The sequence below is a fragment of the Pseudomonas sp. MF7453 genome (assembly GCF_016405455.1).
Classification (GTDB): domain Bacteria; phylum Pseudomonadota; class Gammaproteobacteria; order Pseudomonadales; family Pseudomonadaceae; genus Aquipseudomonas; species Aquipseudomonas paralactis.
On the sequence record NZ_JAEKCN010000014.1, the window covers coordinates 1 to 16,472 of the forward strand.

Annotated in this window: 14 protein-coding genes; 9 read left to right on the top strand and 5 right to left on the bottom strand. The window is 60.7% G+C overall.

What is annotated here, in order from left to right; translation table 11 throughout:
• Window positions 1-744, bottom strand: a 744-nt coding sequence (locus tag JFT63_RS21185) for a LysR substrate-binding domain-containing protein (protein WP_198844672.1), incomplete at its 3' end; no start/stop codon positions are given.
• Window positions 745-838: 94 nt separating this feature from the next.
• Between JFT63_RS21185 and JFT63_RS21190 the strand changes: the two genes are divergently transcribed.
• The 4 genes from JFT63_RS21190 (at window position 839) to JFT63_RS21205 (ending at window position 5,442) form a co-directional block, all read left to right on the top strand.
• Entirely contained in the window at window positions 839-2,023 is a 1,185-nt protein-coding gene (locus JFT63_RS21190; protein ID WP_198844673.1) for an MFS transporter, read from the top strand.
• 70 nt (window positions 2,024-2,093) lie between these two features.
• On the top strand, window positions 2,094-2,576 hold the full coding sequence (locus JFT63_RS21195) for a VOC family protein (RefSeq protein ID WP_057703459.1): 483 nt from the start codon (window positions 2,094-2,096) through the stop codon (window positions 2,574-2,576).
• 326 nt (window positions 2,577-2,902) lie between these two features.
• A complete protein-coding gene (locus tag JFT63_RS21200; protein ID WP_186560584.1) occupies window positions 2,903-4,279 on the top strand; it encodes a pyridoxal-phosphate dependent enzyme in 1,377 nt (458 codons plus the stop codon).
• Complete coding sequence (locus tag JFT63_RS21205) at window positions 4,276-5,442, top strand: cystathionine gamma-synthase (protein WP_057703461.1); 1,167 nt, start codon at window positions 4,276-4,278, stop codon at window positions 5,440-5,442. The genes JFT63_RS21200 and JFT63_RS21205 overlap by 4 nt, the downstream gene beginning before the upstream one ends.
• 137 nt (window positions 5,443-5,579) lie before the next feature.
• On the opposite strand, the gene JFT63_RS21210 is transcribed toward JFT63_RS21205, so the two are convergent.
• Window positions 5,580-7,778, bottom strand: a complete 2,199-nt coding sequence (locus JFT63_RS21210; protein WP_198844674.1) for an OsmC domain/YcaO domain-containing protein — start codon at window positions 7,776-7,778, stop codon at window positions 5,580-5,582.
• Between the two features lie 164 nt (window positions 7,779-7,942).
• Here JFT63_RS21210 and JFT63_RS21215 point away from each other — a divergent pair, with 164 nt between their 5' ends.
• Window positions 7,943-8,503: a cysteine hydrolase family protein gene (locus tag JFT63_RS21215; protein ID WP_186560578.1), complete on the top strand. Its 561-nt coding sequence runs from the start codon at window positions 7,943-7,945 to the stop codon at window positions 8,501-8,503.
• A gap of 295 nt (window positions 8,504-8,798) precedes the next feature.
• Window positions 8,799-10,235 (top strand): hypothetical protein, encoded by a 1,437-nt coding sequence (locus JFT63_RS21220; protein WP_198844675.1) that lies wholly within the window; start codon window positions 8,799-8,801, stop codon window positions 10,233-10,235.
• A gap of 36 nt (window positions 10,236-10,271) precedes the next feature.
• Here the strand turns inward: JFT63_RS21220 and JFT63_RS21225 are convergent, their stop codons facing one another.
• Entirely contained in the window at window positions 10,272-11,045 is a 774-nt protein-coding gene (locus JFT63_RS21225) for a nucleotidyltransferase domain-containing protein (protein ID WP_198844676.1), read from the bottom strand.
• A gap of 195 nt (window positions 11,046-11,240) precedes the next feature.
• Between JFT63_RS21225 and JFT63_RS21230 the strand changes: the two genes are divergently transcribed.
• Together JFT63_RS21230 and JFT63_RS21235 are read left to right on the top strand one after the other, a co-directional pair.
• Window positions 11,241-11,666: a DUF2231 domain-containing protein gene (locus tag JFT63_RS21230; protein ID WP_186560572.1), complete on the top strand. Its 426-nt coding sequence runs from the start codon at window positions 11,241-11,243 to the stop codon at window positions 11,664-11,666.
• On the top strand, window positions 11,663-12,955 hold the full coding sequence (locus JFT63_RS21235) for a PQQ-dependent sugar dehydrogenase (protein ID WP_198844677.1): 1,293 nt from the start codon (window positions 11,663-11,665) through the stop codon (window positions 12,953-12,955). The genes JFT63_RS21230 and JFT63_RS21235 overlap by 4 nt, the downstream gene beginning before the upstream one ends.
• Before the next feature lie 30 nt (window positions 12,956-12,985).
• Here JFT63_RS21235 and JFT63_RS21240 read toward each other — a convergent pair whose 3' ends face one another.
• Complete coding sequence (locus JFT63_RS21240) at window positions 12,986-13,894, bottom strand: LysR substrate-binding domain-containing protein (RefSeq protein WP_057703468.1); 909 nt, start codon at window positions 13,892-13,894, stop codon at window positions 12,986-12,988.
• Window positions 13,895-13,986: 92 nt separating this feature from the next.
• Here JFT63_RS21240 and JFT63_RS21245 point away from each other — a divergent pair, with 92 nt between their 5' ends.
• Window positions 13,987-14,982: a DMT family transporter gene (locus JFT63_RS21245; RefSeq protein WP_198844678.1), complete on the top strand. Its 996-nt coding sequence runs from the start codon at window positions 13,987-13,989 to the stop codon at window positions 14,980-14,982.
• 79 nt (window positions 14,983-15,061) lie between these two features.
• Here the strand turns inward: JFT63_RS21245 and JFT63_RS21250 are convergent, their stop codons facing one another.
• Window positions 15,062-16,465 (bottom strand): MFS transporter, encoded by a 1,404-nt coding sequence (locus JFT63_RS21250; RefSeq protein ID WP_198844679.1) that lies wholly within the window; start codon window positions 16,463-16,465, stop codon window positions 15,062-15,064.
• Between the last annotated feature and the right edge of the window lie 7 nt (window positions 16,466-16,472).

The window sequence follows — 16,472 nt, forward strand, 5'->3', positions numbered from 1 at the left end:
CTCCACCACACTAAACGCGCCAATCCTCGCCACCCCCGCCCCCAGCTTCGCCAACTGCGCCAATGCCTCACCACTATTTCCCTCAATCGTCCCCGCCACCTTCAACGAAAACTCACGCCCATCCACCCGAAACGGCCAATCCGGCGCCGCTCGGCGGAAGTTGAAGCGTAGGCAGTTGTGCTGGAGTAGATCCTGCGGCATCACCGGGGTGCCATGTTTTGCCAGGTACTCCGGTGAGGCGACGATAACTTGCCCGGTGGAGCCGATATGCCGGGCAGTCAGGGGGCTGTCGGCGAGGGGGCCGAAGCGGATGGCGACGTCAGCCTGGCCGCCGAGGATGTCTACGACTTCATCACCGAGCATCAGGTCGACGACGATGGCCGGATAGCGGGCGCTGAAGGCGGCGATCAGCGGGACGATGGTCATGCGGCCATGGGCCAGTGCGGCGCTGACTCGCAGGCGGCCGCGCGGGGTGCCCTGGTCGGTGATGGCGTCTTCGACTTCGGCCATGTCTGCGAGGATGCGCCGGGCGCCGCGCAGGTAGGCTTCGCCTTCGGCGGTGAAGGTGATGGCGCGGGTGGTACGCAGCAGCAGTCGGGTGCCGATGCGCTTTTCGGTGCGGGTGATGATGCGGCTGATGGACGAGGGCGTCAGCCCCAGGGCTCGCGCCGCGCCCGACAGGCTGCCGTGCTCGGCGACCATGGCAAACACTTCCATCTCCCCTGACCGACCACCGATATCCATTTGTGCCTCCTGCGCAAAGCTGTAGTTCCTAAGCTTGGGCTACTGCTTGAAAAGGCTGGATTGTAGCATTCGGCACACAGATGAGGAGTCAGCCATGCGTATCAATCCACCCCTTGTAGCCTTGTCCATCGGTGCCTTTGGCATCGGGGTCACGGAGTTTGCACCCATGGGCATGTTGCCCGGTATCGCCGCCGATCTTGGCGTATCCATTCCCGCCGCCGGGCTGTTGGTGAGTGCCTATGCCATGGGCGTGCTGATCGGCGCGCCGATCATGACCCTCGCCACGGCGAGGGTGCCGCGTCGTTATTTGCTGATCGGGCTGATGGCGATTTTTACCCTGGGCAATTTGTTGTCGGCACTGGCCACCAACTACCAGACGTTGATGATCGCCAGGCTGGTGACGTCGCTGAACCATGGAGCGTTTTTCGGTATTGGTTCGATTGTGGCAGCCAGTGTGGTAGCGCCAGAGAAACGCGCCGGGGCGGTCGCGGCGATGTTTCTCGGGCTGACCCTGGCGACCATTGGCGGCGTGCCGCTGGCCACCTGGTTTGGCGAGAACTTCGGTTGGCGCACGGCGTTCTGGGGTATCAGCGGCCTCGGCGCGGTGGTGATGGCAGCGCTGTGGTGGGCGTTGCCCAATGCACCCGCGCCTAAAGGTGGCAGCCTGATGGCGGAAATCCGCGTGTTGGGTCGCGGCCCGGTGCTGGCCGCGTTGGCGCTGACGGTGGTGGGCTCCAGTGCGATGTTTACGGTGTTCACGTACATCGCGCCGATTCTGCGCGACGTCACCCACGCCTCGACCAACTTCGTCACCGGGATGCTTGTACTGTTCGGTATCGGCCTGACCCTCGGCAACGTGTGGGGCGGCAAGTCGGCCGACCGTTCGGTGGACCGCACCTTAATCACCTCGCTGGTGGTGTTGATTGCCGTGCTGCTGGCCTTCTCGGTGCTGATGCAATGGCCGCTGCCTGCTGCCGTGTTGATCCTGTTATGGGGCGCCGCGAGTTTTGCCCTGGTGCCGCCGCTGCAGATGCGTGTGATGGAGGCTGCTAAAGATGCGCCCAACCTGGCTTCGGCGATGAACATCGGTGCGTTCAATTTTGGCAATGCGATTGGTGCGGCATTGGGGGGCGCGGTGATCAACGCCGGGCTGGGCTACCCGGCTATTTCCCTGGCCGGTGCAATCATGGCTGGGCTCGGCTTGATGATGGTGCTGGGTTTGGGCTGGCGCTCGCGCCGTGCAGACTCAGCCACTCGTCAGCACGCTGTAGAAGCCTGAGCGCCCTTACCACCGCGCGGTATTCCTGTCGTCTAGACTTCATGCACCTTCCAACCCGAGGAGCCTTGCGATGAACAACAAAAATACGATCTGCCTCTGGTACAACGGCGATGCGCTGGAGGCCGCGACCTTCTATGCCAACACCTTCCCTAACAGCGAAGTGAAGGCCGTGCACTATGCGCCTGGCGACTACCCGGCGGGCAAACAGGGCGATGAACTGACCGTGGAATTCACTGTGCTGGGTATCCCCTGCGTCGGCCTCAATGGCGGCCCGATGTTCAAGCACAGTGAAGCGTTTTCCTTTCAGGTGTCCACGGATGATCAGGAGGAAACTGACCGTTTGTGGCATGCCATCATCCACAATGGCGGGCAAGCAAGCGCCTGCGGCTGGTGCAAGGACAAGTGGGGGCTGTCGTGGCAGATTTCGCCACGGGTGTTGGTCGATGCGGTCACCAGTAAAGATCCGGCAGTGGCCAAGCGTGCGTTTGAGGCGATGATGACCATGACCAAGATTGACATCGCTACCATCGAAGCCGCCATCGTCGGGAACTGAACTGTGGGAGCGCTCGAGCCTTAGCGAGGCCGCGATGGCGGTGGGTCAGCCAACATAGATGGCGACAGCACCACCGCCATCGCAGGCAAGCCAGCTCCCACATTTGGATCGCGTGGCGTCAGGCACATAGAGGTCGGCAATCCTACAAGCCAGCCCCCTCCGTTGATCTTCGGCGCAATCCTGGATTGCGCGCCCTCCCCCATGCGGCAAAAAAATTCATGCAACGGACGTCCGGTTGCGACACGGGCAATAGCGGCCTATGTTTCAAGCCTTGCTTTGATTTGCTGTCCCCCCACCCTGTGCCCATCCCGTAACCAGGTGACGACATGCCCACCCTATCCCGCCCTGCCGTACTTGAGCTGATCGGCAACACCCCGCTGGTCAAGGTCAGCCGCTTCGATACCGGCCCTTGCACACTGTTTCTAAAGCTTGAATCACAAAACCCTGGCGGCTCCATCAAGGACCGCATCGGCCTGGCCATGATCGACGCCGCCGAGCGCGATGGCCGCTTGCGGCCTGGCGGCACCATCATTGAAGCCACCGCCGGCAATACCGGCCTGGGCCTGGCGCTGGTAGGCCGGGCCAAGGGTTATCGGGTGGTGTTGGTGGTGCCCGACAAGATGTCCACAGAAAAAGTGCTGCACCTGAAGGCCATGGGCGCCGAAGTGCATATCACCCGCTCTGATGTGGGCAAGGGCCATCCGGAGTATTACCAGGACGTGGCGGCACGGCTGGCCAAGGATATTCCGGGGTCGTTCTTCGCCGATCAGTTCAACAACCCGGCTAACCCGCTGGCCCACGAAACCAGCACCGCGCCGGAGATCTGGGCGCAGACCCAGCATGATGTCGATGCGATTGTGGTCGGCGTCGGCTCGGCCGGCACCCTCACCGGCTTGACGCGTTTTTTCAAGCGTGTGCAGCCAGAGCTGGCAATGGTACTGGCCGACCCGGTCGGTTCGGTGATGGCCGAATACAGCCGCAGCCGCCAGCTGGAAACGCCCGGTTCCTGGGCCGTGGAAGGCATCGGCGAAGACTTCATCCCGTCGATTGCCGACCTGTCCAGCGTGCGCCACGCCTACTCCATCAGCGATGAAGAGAGCTTCGATCACGCCCGCCAATTGCTCAAGGCCGAGGGCATTCTTGGCGGCTCGTCCACCGGCACCCTGCTCGCCGCTGCCTTGCGCTACTGCCGCGAGCAAACCGAGCCCAAGCGCGTGGTGACCTTTGTGTGCGACACCGGCACGCGTTATCTGTCAAAGGTCTATAACGACCAGTGGATGAACGACGCCGGCCTGTTGCAGTACAAGCACTACGGCGACCTGCGCGACCTGATCGCCCGCCGCTTCGAAGACGGCCGCGTAATCAGCGTAAGCCCCGACGACACCTTGCTCACCGCGTTCCAGCGCATGCGCCTGGCGGATGTGTCGCAACTGCCGGTGCTGGTAGACGGTCAACAATTGGCGGGCGTGATCGACGAATCGGATATTCTGCTGGGCCTGCACCATGACGCGGCGGACTTTTCCATGACCGTCGCCAGCGCCATGACCGACACGTTGCACACCCTGCCTCCCAGCGCCAGCCTGGCCCAATTGCAGGCGGAACTGGATCGCGGCCTGGTCGCCATTATTGCCGACGCCTCGGGCTTCCACGGCCTGATCACCCGCGTCGACCTGCTTAATCACCTACGGAGATCCCTTGCATGAGTCAGCCCGATAAAAGCGCGTTTGCCACCCGTGTGATCCACGCCGGGCAGTCACCCGACCCGACCACGGGCGCGCTGATGCCGCCGATCTACGCCAACTCCACCTACCTGCAAGACAGCCCCGGCGTGCACAAGGGCTTTGATTACGGACGCTCCCACAACCCCACGCGTTTTGCCCTGGAGCGTTGCGTGGCCGACCTCGAAGGCGGCAGCCAAGCGTTTGCATTTGCCTCGGGGCTGGCGGCGATTTCCACTGTGCTCGAACTGCTCGATGCCGGCGCGCATATCGTTTCGGGCAATGATCTGTATGGCGGTACCTTCCGGCTGTTCGACAAGGTGCGCCAGCGCAGTGCCGGGCACCGCTTCAGCTATGTCGACTTGAGCGACTTGTCGGCGTTTGAAGCGTCATTGCAGGACGACACGCGCATGGTCTGGGTCGAAACCCCGAGCAACCCGCTGCTGAGCCTGACCGACCTGCGCGCCGTCGCGCGTATCTGCCGGGCCCGCGGGATTATCTGCGTGGCCGACAACACCTTCGCCAGCCCCTGGATCCAGCGCCCGCTGGAGCTGGGCTTTGACATCGTGGTGCACTCCACCACCAAGTACCTCAACGGGCATTCCGATGTGATCGGCGGTATCGCCATCGTCGGCGACAACCCTGAACTGGCCGAACGCCTGGGCTTCCTGCAAAACTCCGTGGGCGCCATCGCCGGGCCTTTCGATGCCTTCCTGACCCTGCGCGGGGTAAAGACTCTGGCGCTGCGCATGGAGCGTCATTGCAGCAATGCCCTGGACCTGGCCACCTGGCTGGAGCAACAGCCGCAGGTATCGCGTGTTCACTACCCAGGCTTGAAATCCCACCCCCAGCATGAGTTGGCGAAACAGCAGATGCGCGGGTTTGGCGGGATGATTTCGGTGGATTTAAACAGCGACCTGGCCGGTGCAACACGCTTCCTGGAAAACGTCAAAATCTTCGCCCTGGCTGAAAGTCTCGGGGGCGTCGAAAGCCTGATCGAACACCCGGCGATCATGACCCATGCGAGCATCCCGGCGGCGACGCGGGCGCAGTTGGGGATTGGTGATGGGTTGGTGCGATTGTCGGTGGGGGTTGAGGATGTGGAGGATCTGCGCGCAGATCTGGCGCAAGCCTTGGCCCACATCTGACTCAATTTTTCCGGACGGCCTTATGTGGGAGCTGGCTTGCCTGCGATGCAGACACCTCGGTGTGTCTGTTACACCGCAGTGATGCTATCGCAGGCAAGCCAGCTCCCACACAAGCCCAGTCCCACAAGGGGCGTGTATCAGCCTTGGGTGACGTTGGCCCGCGCCGCATGCAGCTTCTTGTAGCTGTCGATCAAGCGCAAATGCCGGTCCAGCCCTTCCAGCTTCATGCTGGTCGGCGTCAACCCGTAGAACCGCACCCTGCCGTCCACCGAGCCGATCACCGCGTCCATGCGCTCATCGCCGAACATGCGTCGGAAATTAGCCTCGTAGTCTGCCAGTTCCAGGTCATCATCCAGTTCCATCTCCAGCACCGCATTCATCGCCTGGTAAAACAGGCCGCGCTCGACGGTGTTGTCGTTGTACTGCAGGAACATCTCCACGCATTCCTTGGCTTCTTCATACTGCTTCAAAGCCAGGAAGATCAGCAGTTTGAGCTCCAGGATAGTCAACTGGCCCCACGCGGTGTTGTCGTCGAACTCGATGCCGATCAGGGTGGTGATGTCGGTGTAGTCGTCCAGCTCGCTTTCAATCAGGCGCTCGACCAACGCTTGCAATTCGTCCTCATCAAGGCGATGCAAGTTGAGGATGTTTTCACGGAAGAACAGCGCCTTGTTGGTGTTGTCCCAGATCAAGTCGTCCACCGGGTAGATTTCCGAATAGTCCGGCACCAGGATGCGACAGGCCGTGGCGCCCAGGTGTTCGTACACCGCCATGTAGGACTCTTTGCCCATGCCTTCGAGGATGCCGAACAGGGTCGCGGCCTCCTGGGCGTTGGAATCTTCGCCATGGCCGGAGAAGTCCCATTCCACGAACTCGTAATCCGACTGTGCGCTGAAGAAGCGCCACGACACCACGCCGCTGGAGTCGATAAAGTGCTCGACGAAGTTGTTCGGCTCGGTCACCGCCTGGCCTTCGAAGGTCGGCTGCGGCAGGTCGTTCAAGCCTTCGAAGCTGCGGCCCTGCAGCAGTTCGGTGAGGCTGCGCTCCAGTGCCACTTCCAGGCTCGGGTGCGCGCCGAACGAGGCAAACACGCCACCGGTGCGCGGGTTCATCAAGGTCACGCACATCACCGGGAACTCACCGCCCAGGGACGCATCCTTGACCAGTACCGGGAAGCCCTGGGCCTCCAGGCCCTCAATACCGGCGAGGATGCCAGGGTATTTGGCCAACACGTCAGCGGGTACGTCCGGCAGGGCAAATTCACCTTCGATGATTTCGCGCTTCACCGCCCGCTCGAAAATCTCCGACAGGCACTGCACCTGGGCTTCGGCCAGGGTGTTGCCGGCGCTCATACCGTTGCTCAGGTAGAGGTTCTCGATCAGGTTGGACGGAAAATACACCACCTCGCCATCGGACTGGCGCACGAACGGCAGCGAGACAATGCCGCGGGCTTCATTGCCCGAGTTGGTGTCGAACAGGTGCGAACCGCGCAACTCGCCCTCGCGGTCGTAAACTTTCAGGCAGTAGGCATCGAGGATTTCACTCGGCAGCTTATCGTCGGGGCCCGGCTGAAACCAGCGCTCATCCGGGTAATGCACGAACGGCGCATTGGCCAGTTCTTCGCCCCAGAACTGGTCGTTATAAAAGAAGTTGCAGTTGAGCCGCTCGATAAACTCGCCCAGCGCCGACGCCAGTGCGCCCTCCTTCGTCGCGCCCTTGCCGTTGGTGAAGCACATCGGCGAATGCGCATCGCGGACATGCAGCGACCAGACGTTGGGCACGATATTGCGCCACGAGGCGATCTCAATCTTCATGCCCAGGCCGGCAAGGATCGAAGACATGTTGGCGATGGTCTGCTCCAGCGGCAGGTCCTTGCCGGCGATGTAAGTGCCCGCTTCGCAAGTCGTGTTTGGCATCAACAACGCCTGTGCGTCGGCGTCGAGATTTTCCACCTGCTCAATCACGAACTCCGGCCCGGCCTGCACCACTTTCTTCACAGTGCAACGGTCGATGGAACGCAGGATGCCCTGACGGTCCTTGTCAGAGATGTCGGCCGGCAGCTCGACCTGGATCTTGAAAATCTGGTTGTAGCGATTTTCCGGATCGACGATGTTGTTCTGCGACAGGCGAATATTCTCGGTGGGAATATTGCGCGTCTGGCAGTACAACTTCACAAAGTACGCCGCACACAACGCCGACGAAGCCAGGAAGTAATCGAATGGCCCCGGTGCCGACCCATCGCCCTTGTAGCGGATGGGCTGATCGGCAATCACCGTGAAGTCATCGAACTTGGCTTCAAGCCGAAGGTTGTCGAGAAAGTTGACCTTAATTTCCATGCGGGCACACCAGAATAACGAGCTAAACAAATTGGCCGCCATTATGAAGCGTTTCGCCGGGAAGTCTCAGGGTTTTGCGTGTGGGCTGCCGATCGGTGGTAACGTCCGCCCTGTGGGAGCGCGTTGCGCCAGTTGGATAATGTTCACCACTGCCAGGACAGGCCATGGAACCGATAGCGACGAACGCCGCATTGCTGATCATCGATATGCAAAAAGGCATGGCCGATCCTGCCCTTGGCCGCCGCAACAACCCAGACGCCGAACTGCGCATACAACATCTGCTTAATGCCTGGCGCCAGGCGCAACGCCCGATCATCCATGTGCGGCATATCTCCCGCTCTGGCGCTTCGGTGTTCCGGCCAGGCCAGCCAGGCTGTGAGTTTCAGGACGCGCTGCACCCGCTGACCCACGAGCATGTGGTGGAGAAAAACGTACCGGACGCATTTATTGCCACGGGCCTGGAGCGCTGGTTGCACATGCGCGCGATCAAGCAGCTGGTGATCGTTGGGGTCATCACTAACAATTCCGTGGAATCCACCGCACGCTCGGCCGGCAATCTGGGGTTCGACGTGATCGTGGCGGCGGACGCCTGTTTTACCTTCGATCAAGCCGACTTGTCGGGGCGGCTGTGGGCTGCTGAAGATGTACACGCGCTGTCGCTCGCTAATCTCGCGATGGATTATGCGAGGGTGTGCCAGACCAGTGAAATTCTGGCAATTCAGTGACAAGGAGGGTGAATATGCATTAAGGCGAGCGCATCGTGGTCATTGGCGCTGGCATTGTCGGGGCTCCACTGGCCTACCACCTGGCGGGCAAGGGTGCGAAGGTGGCGGCCATAGTGGGGCAACTAGCCAATGAAGAGGCAGGGCCTGCCCTGCGTTGGCCGCTTGCAGGCCACAGCGATTTTGTGACAGCTGGAAACCTGGGTGTATTCGTTGTGCAGGCACTTCACGCTGAAGGTTGCTGTAACATTCCCTCGCAAATCAATACAGCCAAGCCAGTACGAGGAGCGACAGTGCCATGAAGGAACATGATCAGATGAAACGCAGGCGCAAGACATTCAAAGCGCTTATCGACATAGAGCGCGATGGGGATGGAGACGGCTGGGTAACCTTTGACTGTTTCAGTGCCCGTATATCGCGCTCTGGCTATTATGGACACAAGCGAATCGGTGGCCTGCTTACCCTGCGCCTGCCTTTCATGTCCTTGGTGCAGCGATTTCCAGCGATAGAAGAGTCTGAAAACCGATGGGTACAGCTCAACGTAGCGTCCCATGCCAGCGAAAAATCGGTTGAAGCACTAGTCGTGATGTTTGGGGATAACGCTGAGCCTGTCGTCCTGCACATCTGCGACATCACACCTCTGGAGTTAAGCAAAGAGGAACATGACGCTTTCATGCTGACGAGCGCGCCGCGCTCCCCTGAAACACTCATTAGCGGTGTACTGGATGTCTCGTTGCAGCATGCCGGCCAACTCTCTGTCGCCGCATATGATGTAGGACAGGGTAACTGCAACGCGATAATTGATGAGTGCGCACACCCACGGGTCTTTTTTGATTTGGGATGGGCGCCCAACTTTCATGCGTGGACGCGACCACGGCGTCAGCCAAATTTATTCTCATGTGACGACGTCAGAGTTGCACCCGTTATTCTCTCTCATTGGGATATGGATCACTGGTCATACGCAATCGCCAGAAGCCAATACAACCCAACAAGCTTGACCACTCGGCACGAGTGGAACCGAGAGGCACTGGCTCGCTTCTGGATTGCCCGCGCGCCCGAGCGACCAGAACATCAGGTCAGCCCGCTAGCTTTGAGCTTTTATGAAGCGCTGACAAACAAGCAGCTTATGCCAGGCATTTCGGCCATGCTTCTGTGGCCGGATAACTGCAGGCAGATACGGTTCTCCGAAGGCTGGCTTGAAGCGTGTGAACCCACAACGCAGACTCCCGCTGACAGGAACAACACCGGAATAGCGCTATTTGTCCAACCCAAGTGCCAAGGGCCAGCAATTCTCATGACAGGTGACGCCGACTTTCCATCCATCCCCTCCCTCACAAGCAACCAACAACTTGAATTAGCCGGTATGGTGGCGCCTCATCACGGGTCAAAGATAACGGTGACCTCTGTACCTCGCCCCAAGCCGGACACCCCCATGAGATTGGTTCTATCCGTAGGTAAAGGAAATGGATACGGGCATCCCACGCAAGCGTCGCTCAATGCCTATCAAGCGGCTGGCTGGCATGGCACTGCGGTGCTGACTCAGGATCGGCAGATCTGCTGGGATGGTCACAACCACGACCATGCTCACGGCAACGTCATACTTAAGTTTTCGGTGAATACACCTGACCCTCTATGCGGTTGCTGGAGAGTACGCATGGGTAGCTTGTGCTTGACGCCAAGTATGGCCCCTACCGTTCCACCGATTGCAGGGGTAAAGCCTGTGCGATTACGTTAGGGCAAGATACCAACAGACTGGAAAACGATCTTCCTCTCATTGTGCCGAAACCATCCAACTCAAAAACGCCCGAAGGCGTGTAGCAAACGCCTCGCCCTCGGCGCTCGGGTTGCGTGCCTCAAACAGGAAGTAGGCGATTTGCACACGCATATTCGGGTAATGCTGAACAAACAGCCCGACGTACTCTTCCAGGGTGTGCGGCCACATTTGCGCATTGTCTGCACGCAAAGTGTGGGTAGCCCGGATCAAGGCCCGCGATGCTTCACGCTGCAGACGATGGCGTGTGTGCTCAGTGCTGGCCTGTTCGATACGCACGAGATACGCCGTGAGCGCCTGCTCGAAATCACCATTGACCGCCACCGCAATAGCCCGGGACGGGCGAAAGGCTTTGAAGTGCTGTGACAGGTCTTCGCCCCAGACACAGCGGCAATGATGTTTGAGCCAAAAGCCCCAGCTGTTTCGGTTTTCGGGCGCCAACACCTGGGCGCAATGGCCGATATCGAAGTCGATCTTGGTGACGCTCGGATGCCGTTGCTCCAAGGCGAGTCTGGCCGACTCCAATTGCTCAAGCGCGGGCGCATCCGCTGGTTCGATCAGTATCAGTGAAAGGTCAAGGTCGGAAACTCCGGCCTCGCCCTCGCCCCGAGCGATGCTGCCATACAGGTAAATTCCGTGCAGCCCCAGCGCGGGCTGAGACAGGGTGGCGCAGATGTCCGCCAGCAGCGGTTGGAACTCGGGTTGTATAGGGGTTTCGGTGACGGTGAGGATATAGCCGTCGGCATCGATGCCCGCGGGTTGTAGGGTGGGCATAAAGCATTTCCTAATGTCGAGCGCGGGAGGATGCGTCATGTCGCAACCGTCGTAAACACATCAACATAATCCTGTTGGCAAAACATCTCGACACGCCCTCCCAGTGAACTTTCTTACAAGTGCCATGCTCCTTTCCTATGCGAAGTCAGCGCGCCCTGACTCCAGGGCGCAGAACGATAAGGAGCCGCCACCACCATGACTACCCTACCCACCTACCCCGTCGTCAGACCTGGCCCGCTGCATGGGACCTTGCTGGCCGGCACCGTGCCGTTGTTTCTCGGCGCCTTGCTCAGTGATATCGCCTACGGCCAGAGTTATCAGATTCAATGGGCCAACTTCGCCTCCTGGCTGATCGCCGGCGCGCTGGTGTTCTGTGGTTTTGCCCTGCTGTTTGCGCTGGTCAACCTGGTGCGTGCCGAACACAAGGGCGGGCGCCCCGTGGCGTATTTCCTGCTGTTGCTGGCCACTTGGGTGCTCGGGCTGATCAATGCCTTCCAACACGCCAAGGACGCGTACGCCATGATGCCTGCCGGCCTGGTGCTGTCGGCCATCGTCACCGCCCTGGCGATCATCGCCACCTGGATCGGCTTGACCAACCTGCGCTCAGGAGCTGCCCGATGAAACCACTCAACACATTGACCGTGCTCAGCGCAGCTCTGCTGCTGAGTGCCTGTGGCGCCGAAGGTGACAAGACCCAGGCCCGCGGCCCCGACCCCAAGCTGCCCGAACAACAAAGCAGCCTGCTGCCAAGCATGAAGATCGCCGAGCCCACCCCGTGGGGCGAGCAAAAGCCCAAGGTGCCAGAAGGCTACAGCGTGACCGCCATCGCCACCGACCTGGCCATCCCGCGTCAGACCCTGGTGCTGCCCAACGGCGACATCCTCGTGGCCGAAGGCCGTGGCGGCAGTGCGGCCAAGCTCAAGCCCAAGGACGTGATTGCCAGTGTGATCAAGGCCCAGGGCAACACCAAGGTCAAAGGCGGCAACCGCATTACCCTGCTGCGCGATGCCGACGGTGACGGCACCTATGAACTCAAGACCATCTTCGCCGACAACCTCAACGCCCCCTACGGCCTGGCCTACGCCGACGGCAAACTGTATGTGGCCAACCAGGACGCATTGGTACGTTTTGACTACGCCGACGGCCAGACCAAGGCCAGCGCCCCGCCGGTCAAAGTCACCGACCTGCCGGCGCAGATCAACCACCACTGGACCAAGTCGTTGGCTATCAGTGATGACGGGCGCCAGCTGTATGTGGGCATCGGCTCCAACAGCAATATCACCGAGCGCGGCATGGAAGTGGAGATTGACCGCGCCATGGTCTGGCAGATCGACGCGGCCACCGGTGCGCACAAACCCTATGCCACCGGCCTGCGCAACCCGACGGCGTTGACCATCCAACCGGGCTCCGGGCAACTGTGGACGGTGGTCAACGAACGCGATGAACTCGGCCCCGACCTGGTGCCGGACTACCTGACGTCAGTGCGTGAAGGTGCCTTCTACGGCTGGCCCTACAGCTACTGGGGCCAGAACGTCGACCCACGCGCACAACCGCAGAACCCGGCCAAGGTGGCCTCGGCAATCAAGCCGGATTACAGCCTGGGTTCCCACGTGGCCGCACTGGGGGTGGATTTTTCCATCCCGGCCATGGGTGAACAATTTGCCGAGGGTGCGTTCGTCGGCGAGCACGGCAGCTGGAACCGTGATGCGCCGGTGGGCTACAAGGTGATCTTCGTACCGTTCAGTAACGGCAAGCCGGCGGGCGAGCCCATCGACTTCGCCACGGGTTTTCGCGGTGACGATGGCAAAACCCGTGGGCGCCCGGTGGGCGTGACGGTAGACCCCAAAGGCGCACTGATCATTGCCGACGACCTGGCCAATACCGTTTGGCGCGTCACCCGAAATAAATAAGCGGGTGTGACAGGGGCGGCGACGTCCCTGTCAGTCGTCCTTGTGCAATTGCGCTTCAAGCCAGGCCAGCAATGCAGCCACTTCCTCCCGACTGCCCGCACCGTGCTGCCTGTAGACCGAAATAGCCTCGGGCAAAAACACGCTTTCAGCACATGGGCGCACCAGCGCCCCACTCTCAATCAACCTGCTGGCCGTGCGACGCCAACCCATGGCGACACCGTGCCCTTCCACCGCCGCCTGCAACATCAGCGGGTAGCTGTCGAAGGTGACACTGCGTGCATCTTTGGCCAACTCCCGCCCGAACCCTTGCAGCCACTCATCCCACTCCATCAAGTGCGGAGGTTCAGAGCTATGGTGCAAAAAGGTGCAGGGCTGTAACTCGGCAAGCGATAACGGCTGCTGCGGACACAGGTAGGCGGGACTGCACACCGGAAACACTTCATCAGAAGCGGTAAACATCAGCGTGTGGGCGCCACTGGCGCGCCGGGTACTTTGCAGGGCCACATCGAAGTGGCCGTCGAACTGCGTGATGGGCCGCGTACAGGTCACCACCTGGATCTCAACCTGCGGGTATTGCTGGTGGAAAGTCGACAGGCGCGGCATCAACCAATAGAACGCCTCGCACAATTGGCACAACAGCACCACCCGATTGCGTTGCGGTGCCGCGCGCAGTTGAGCCGCGCCATCACTGATGCTTTGCAACGCGGCGCTGACCACCCGCCCCAGCTCGCGCCCCTCTTGGGTCAGGAATACCGCGCGGTTGCGCCGACTAAACAGTTTCACCCCCAGGTTATCTTCCAGCCCGCGAATCTGTCGGCTGACAGCGGCTTGGGTGATGTGCAACTCATCGGCCGCCCTGGAAAAACTCTCCAGGCGCGCGGCGGCCTCAAACGGCAACAGGCTGGCGAGTGGCGGTAGGGTTTTGCCAAGTAGATTCATAATCTGAGGTAATACATCAACGGCCGAGAACTCGTTTGTAGCACAGCCTCGTGGCTGGGCACCATGGATCCATTACTTCATGGGCCAGACTGATGAGTACTTCCCAAGCCTCTGTTTTCGTCGGTGTGATATGCGCGGTGGTCGCCACCCTTGGCTGGGCGCTGAACTTCATTGCGCCCTATGTCACCGGGGCTTACAGCCTCTACGATCTTATGGCTGTGCGCTTTCTGATGGCCGGCGGGCTGGGCATCGTCTGGATGATCCTGTGCCGATCGCAACTGCGGACACTCAGCCGTGGCCAGTGCCTGTTCGCGGCGCTGCTGGGCGCATTGGGTTGCGTGGGTTATGGCGTGTGCATTGCGGCCGGTGTGATATTCGGTGGCCCGGTGTTGACGCCAGCGTTTGTCGGGATGGTCCCGGTGCTGCTGGCGCTGATAGGCAACGCCCGCCATAAAACCCTGCACTGGCGCCAGTTGATGACGCCGTTGGCTTGCCTCACTGTGGGGCTTTTGCTGGCCAATATCAGCAGCCTCCATCAGCCCTCGTTGGGCACCGGCGCCTGGCTGGCCGGGTTGTTTTTCTCCTTGGGCGCGGTGGCCTTGTGGCTGGGCTTCAGCGTGATCAACCAGACGCAGCTGGCACGCCTGCCGGATGGCGCAACCGGCCTGTGGACCGCCCTGATGTTGGTGGGCGCAGGCGTTGCGGCGCTGTGCCTGCTGCCCTGGATATACGCGCTAGGCTTGTTGCAGTTGCCCATCCTTGGTGCTGGCTTGCATCAGGCATGGCCGCTGTATGCCTGGAGCCTGGTGATCGCGGTGATGTCCACCGTCGTCGGTGCGTGGGCGTGGAACGCTGCGACGCGGCGCTTGCCCATGGTTCTGAGCGGCCAGTTGATTGCGCTGGAATCCCTGTTTGCAACCCTGCTCGGCCTGTGGTTTCACCAGCGCTGGCCGACGGCTATGGAAGCCGCGGGCCTGGCCGCGGTGCTGATCGGTGTAGTGATGGCGGTTCGTATCATCCTGGCGGGCGCAAAGTCCATGACAACCCGCGAGGCTTCAGAGGGATTCAATCATGACCCATGCAAGTGACGCCTTGGCGCTGCAGAAGATGCGCCAGAAGCCATCGTTGCCGCGCTGATGGCGTTTCTACGGTTGCCTGAAGCGGACCCTACAGATCCGTAATTTCCTTGTGACGCGGCACCAGTGCCTTCATCACGCTCCAGGCCACCAGGTAAGCCAGGGCGCAGATGGCGAACATGATCATGTAGCCGGTGTGGATGTCGTTGATGGACTTGTAGTAGTCGAACACCCAACCGCCGATCTTGGTCATGACCACGCCGCCCAGGCCCCCGGCCATGCCGCCAATGCCGACCACCGAAGCCACGGTTTTCTGCGGGAACATATCGGACACGGTGGTGAAGATATTGCACGACCACGCCTGGTGCGCCGAGGCGCCCACGCCGATCAACAGCACCGGCACCCAGAAGCTCAGGTAACCCAGGGGCTGTGCCAGTAATACCACCAGCGGGAACAGCGCAATCACCAGCATGGCTTTCATGCGCCCGTCATAGGGTGCGTCGCCGCGCGCCATGAAGTAGCTGGGGAACCAGCCGCCACCGATGCTGCCGACCATGGTCATGCTGTACAGCACTGCCAACGGCATCACGATATCGGCGCCTTTCATGCCGTATTGCGCCGACAGGTAGGTGGGCAGCCAAAACAGGAAAAACCACCACACCCCGTCAGTCATGAACTTGCCGAACGCGAACGCCCACGTCTGGCGGTAGGTCAGCAGTTTGAACCAGGAAACTTTCTTTGCGCTGGTCTGCGCGGGCGCAGGAGTGAAAGGCTGTACGGTTTGATCGCTGCGGATGTAGGCCAGTTCTTCGGCGGACAGGCGTTTTTGCTGTTCCGGTTTTTCGTACACGGCGGCCCAGACCGCCACCCACACAAAACCCAACATGCCGATGACCATGAACGCTGCTTCCCAACCCCACAAGCCAGCGATCAACGGCACGCAGATCGGCGCCAGGATTGCGCCGACGTTGGCACCGGAGTTGAAGATGCCGGTAGCCAGGGAGCGTTCCTTCTTGGGGAAATATTCAGCGGTGGCTTTGATGGCGATGGGGAAATTACCCGCTTCGCCGATCGCCAACACCGCACGCGACAGCATGAAACCGGCAATCGACACCGGAATCACCGCCAGGCCAATCGCGCTGCTGAGCGCCGCAACGCCCTGGCCCATCGGCACCGAAAACGCATGCATGATCGCCCCGGTGGACCAGATACCGATCGCCACCACATAGGCGGCCTTGGTGCCGATCTTGTCGACGAAGCGCCCGGCAAACAGCATGGAAATTGCGTAAACAAACTGGAATACCGCGGCGATGTTGGCGTAATCGGTGTTACTCCAGCCAAATTGCGTCGAGAGCTGCGGCGCCAACAGGCTCAGCACCTGACGGTCGAGATAGTTGACCGTGGTCGCGAAAAACAGCATCGCGCAGATCGTCCAGCGATAGCTGCCGACCGCCTGGCCGACACGATAGGCACTGATGGGCTCGTTCAGATTCATGGCATCA

Excerpts from the sequence above, each read along its gene's own strand:
- JFT63_RS21200 (WP_186560584.1), top strand. The coding sequence starts at position 2,903 with ATGCCCACCCTATCCCGCCCTGCCGTACTTGAGCTGATCGGCAACACC.
- JFT63_RS21190 (WP_198844673.1), top strand. The coding sequence starts at position 839 with ATGCGTATCAATCCACCCCTTGTAGCCTTGTCCATCGGTGCCTTTGGC.
- JFT63_RS21230 (WP_186560572.1), top strand. The coding sequence starts at position 11,241 with ATGACTACCCTACCCACCTACCCCGTCGTCAGACCTGGCCCGCTGCAT.
- JFT63_RS21215 (WP_186560578.1), top strand. The coding sequence starts at position 7,943 with ATGGAACCGATAGCGACGAACGCCGCATTGCTGATCATCGATATGCAA.
- JFT63_RS21245 (WP_198844678.1), top strand. The coding sequence starts at position 13,987 with ATGAGTACTTCCCAAGCCTCTGTTTTCGTCGGTGTGATATGCGCGGTG.
- JFT63_RS21205 (WP_057703461.1), top strand. The coding sequence starts at position 4,276 with ATGAGTCAGCCCGATAAAAGCGCGTTTGCCACCCGTGTGATCCACGCC.
- JFT63_RS21225 (WP_198844676.1), bottom strand. The coding sequence starts at position 11,045 with ATGCCCACCCTACAACCCGCGGGCATCGATGCCGACGGCTATATCCTC.
- JFT63_RS21235 (WP_198844677.1), top strand. The coding sequence starts at position 11,663 with ATGAAACCACTCAACACATTGACCGTGCTCAGCGCAGCTCTGCTGCTG.
- JFT63_RS21195 (WP_057703459.1), top strand. The coding sequence starts at position 2,094 with ATGAACAACAAAAATACGATCTGCCTCTGGTACAACGGCGATGCGCTG.
- JFT63_RS21240 (WP_057703468.1), bottom strand. The coding sequence starts at position 13,894 with ATGAATCTACTTGGCAAAACCCTACCGCCACTCGCCAGCCTGTTGCCG.
- JFT63_RS21250 (WP_198844679.1), bottom strand. The coding sequence starts at position 16,465 with ATGAATCTGAACGAGCCCATCAGTGCCTATCGTGTCGGCCAGGCGGTC.
- JFT63_RS21220 (WP_198844675.1), top strand. The coding sequence starts at position 8,799 with ATGAAGGAACATGATCAGATGAAACGCAGGCGCAAGACATTCAAAGCG.
- JFT63_RS21210 (WP_198844674.1), bottom strand. The coding sequence starts at position 7,778 with ATGGAAATTAAGGTCAACTTTCTCGACAACCTTCGGCTTGAAGCCAAG.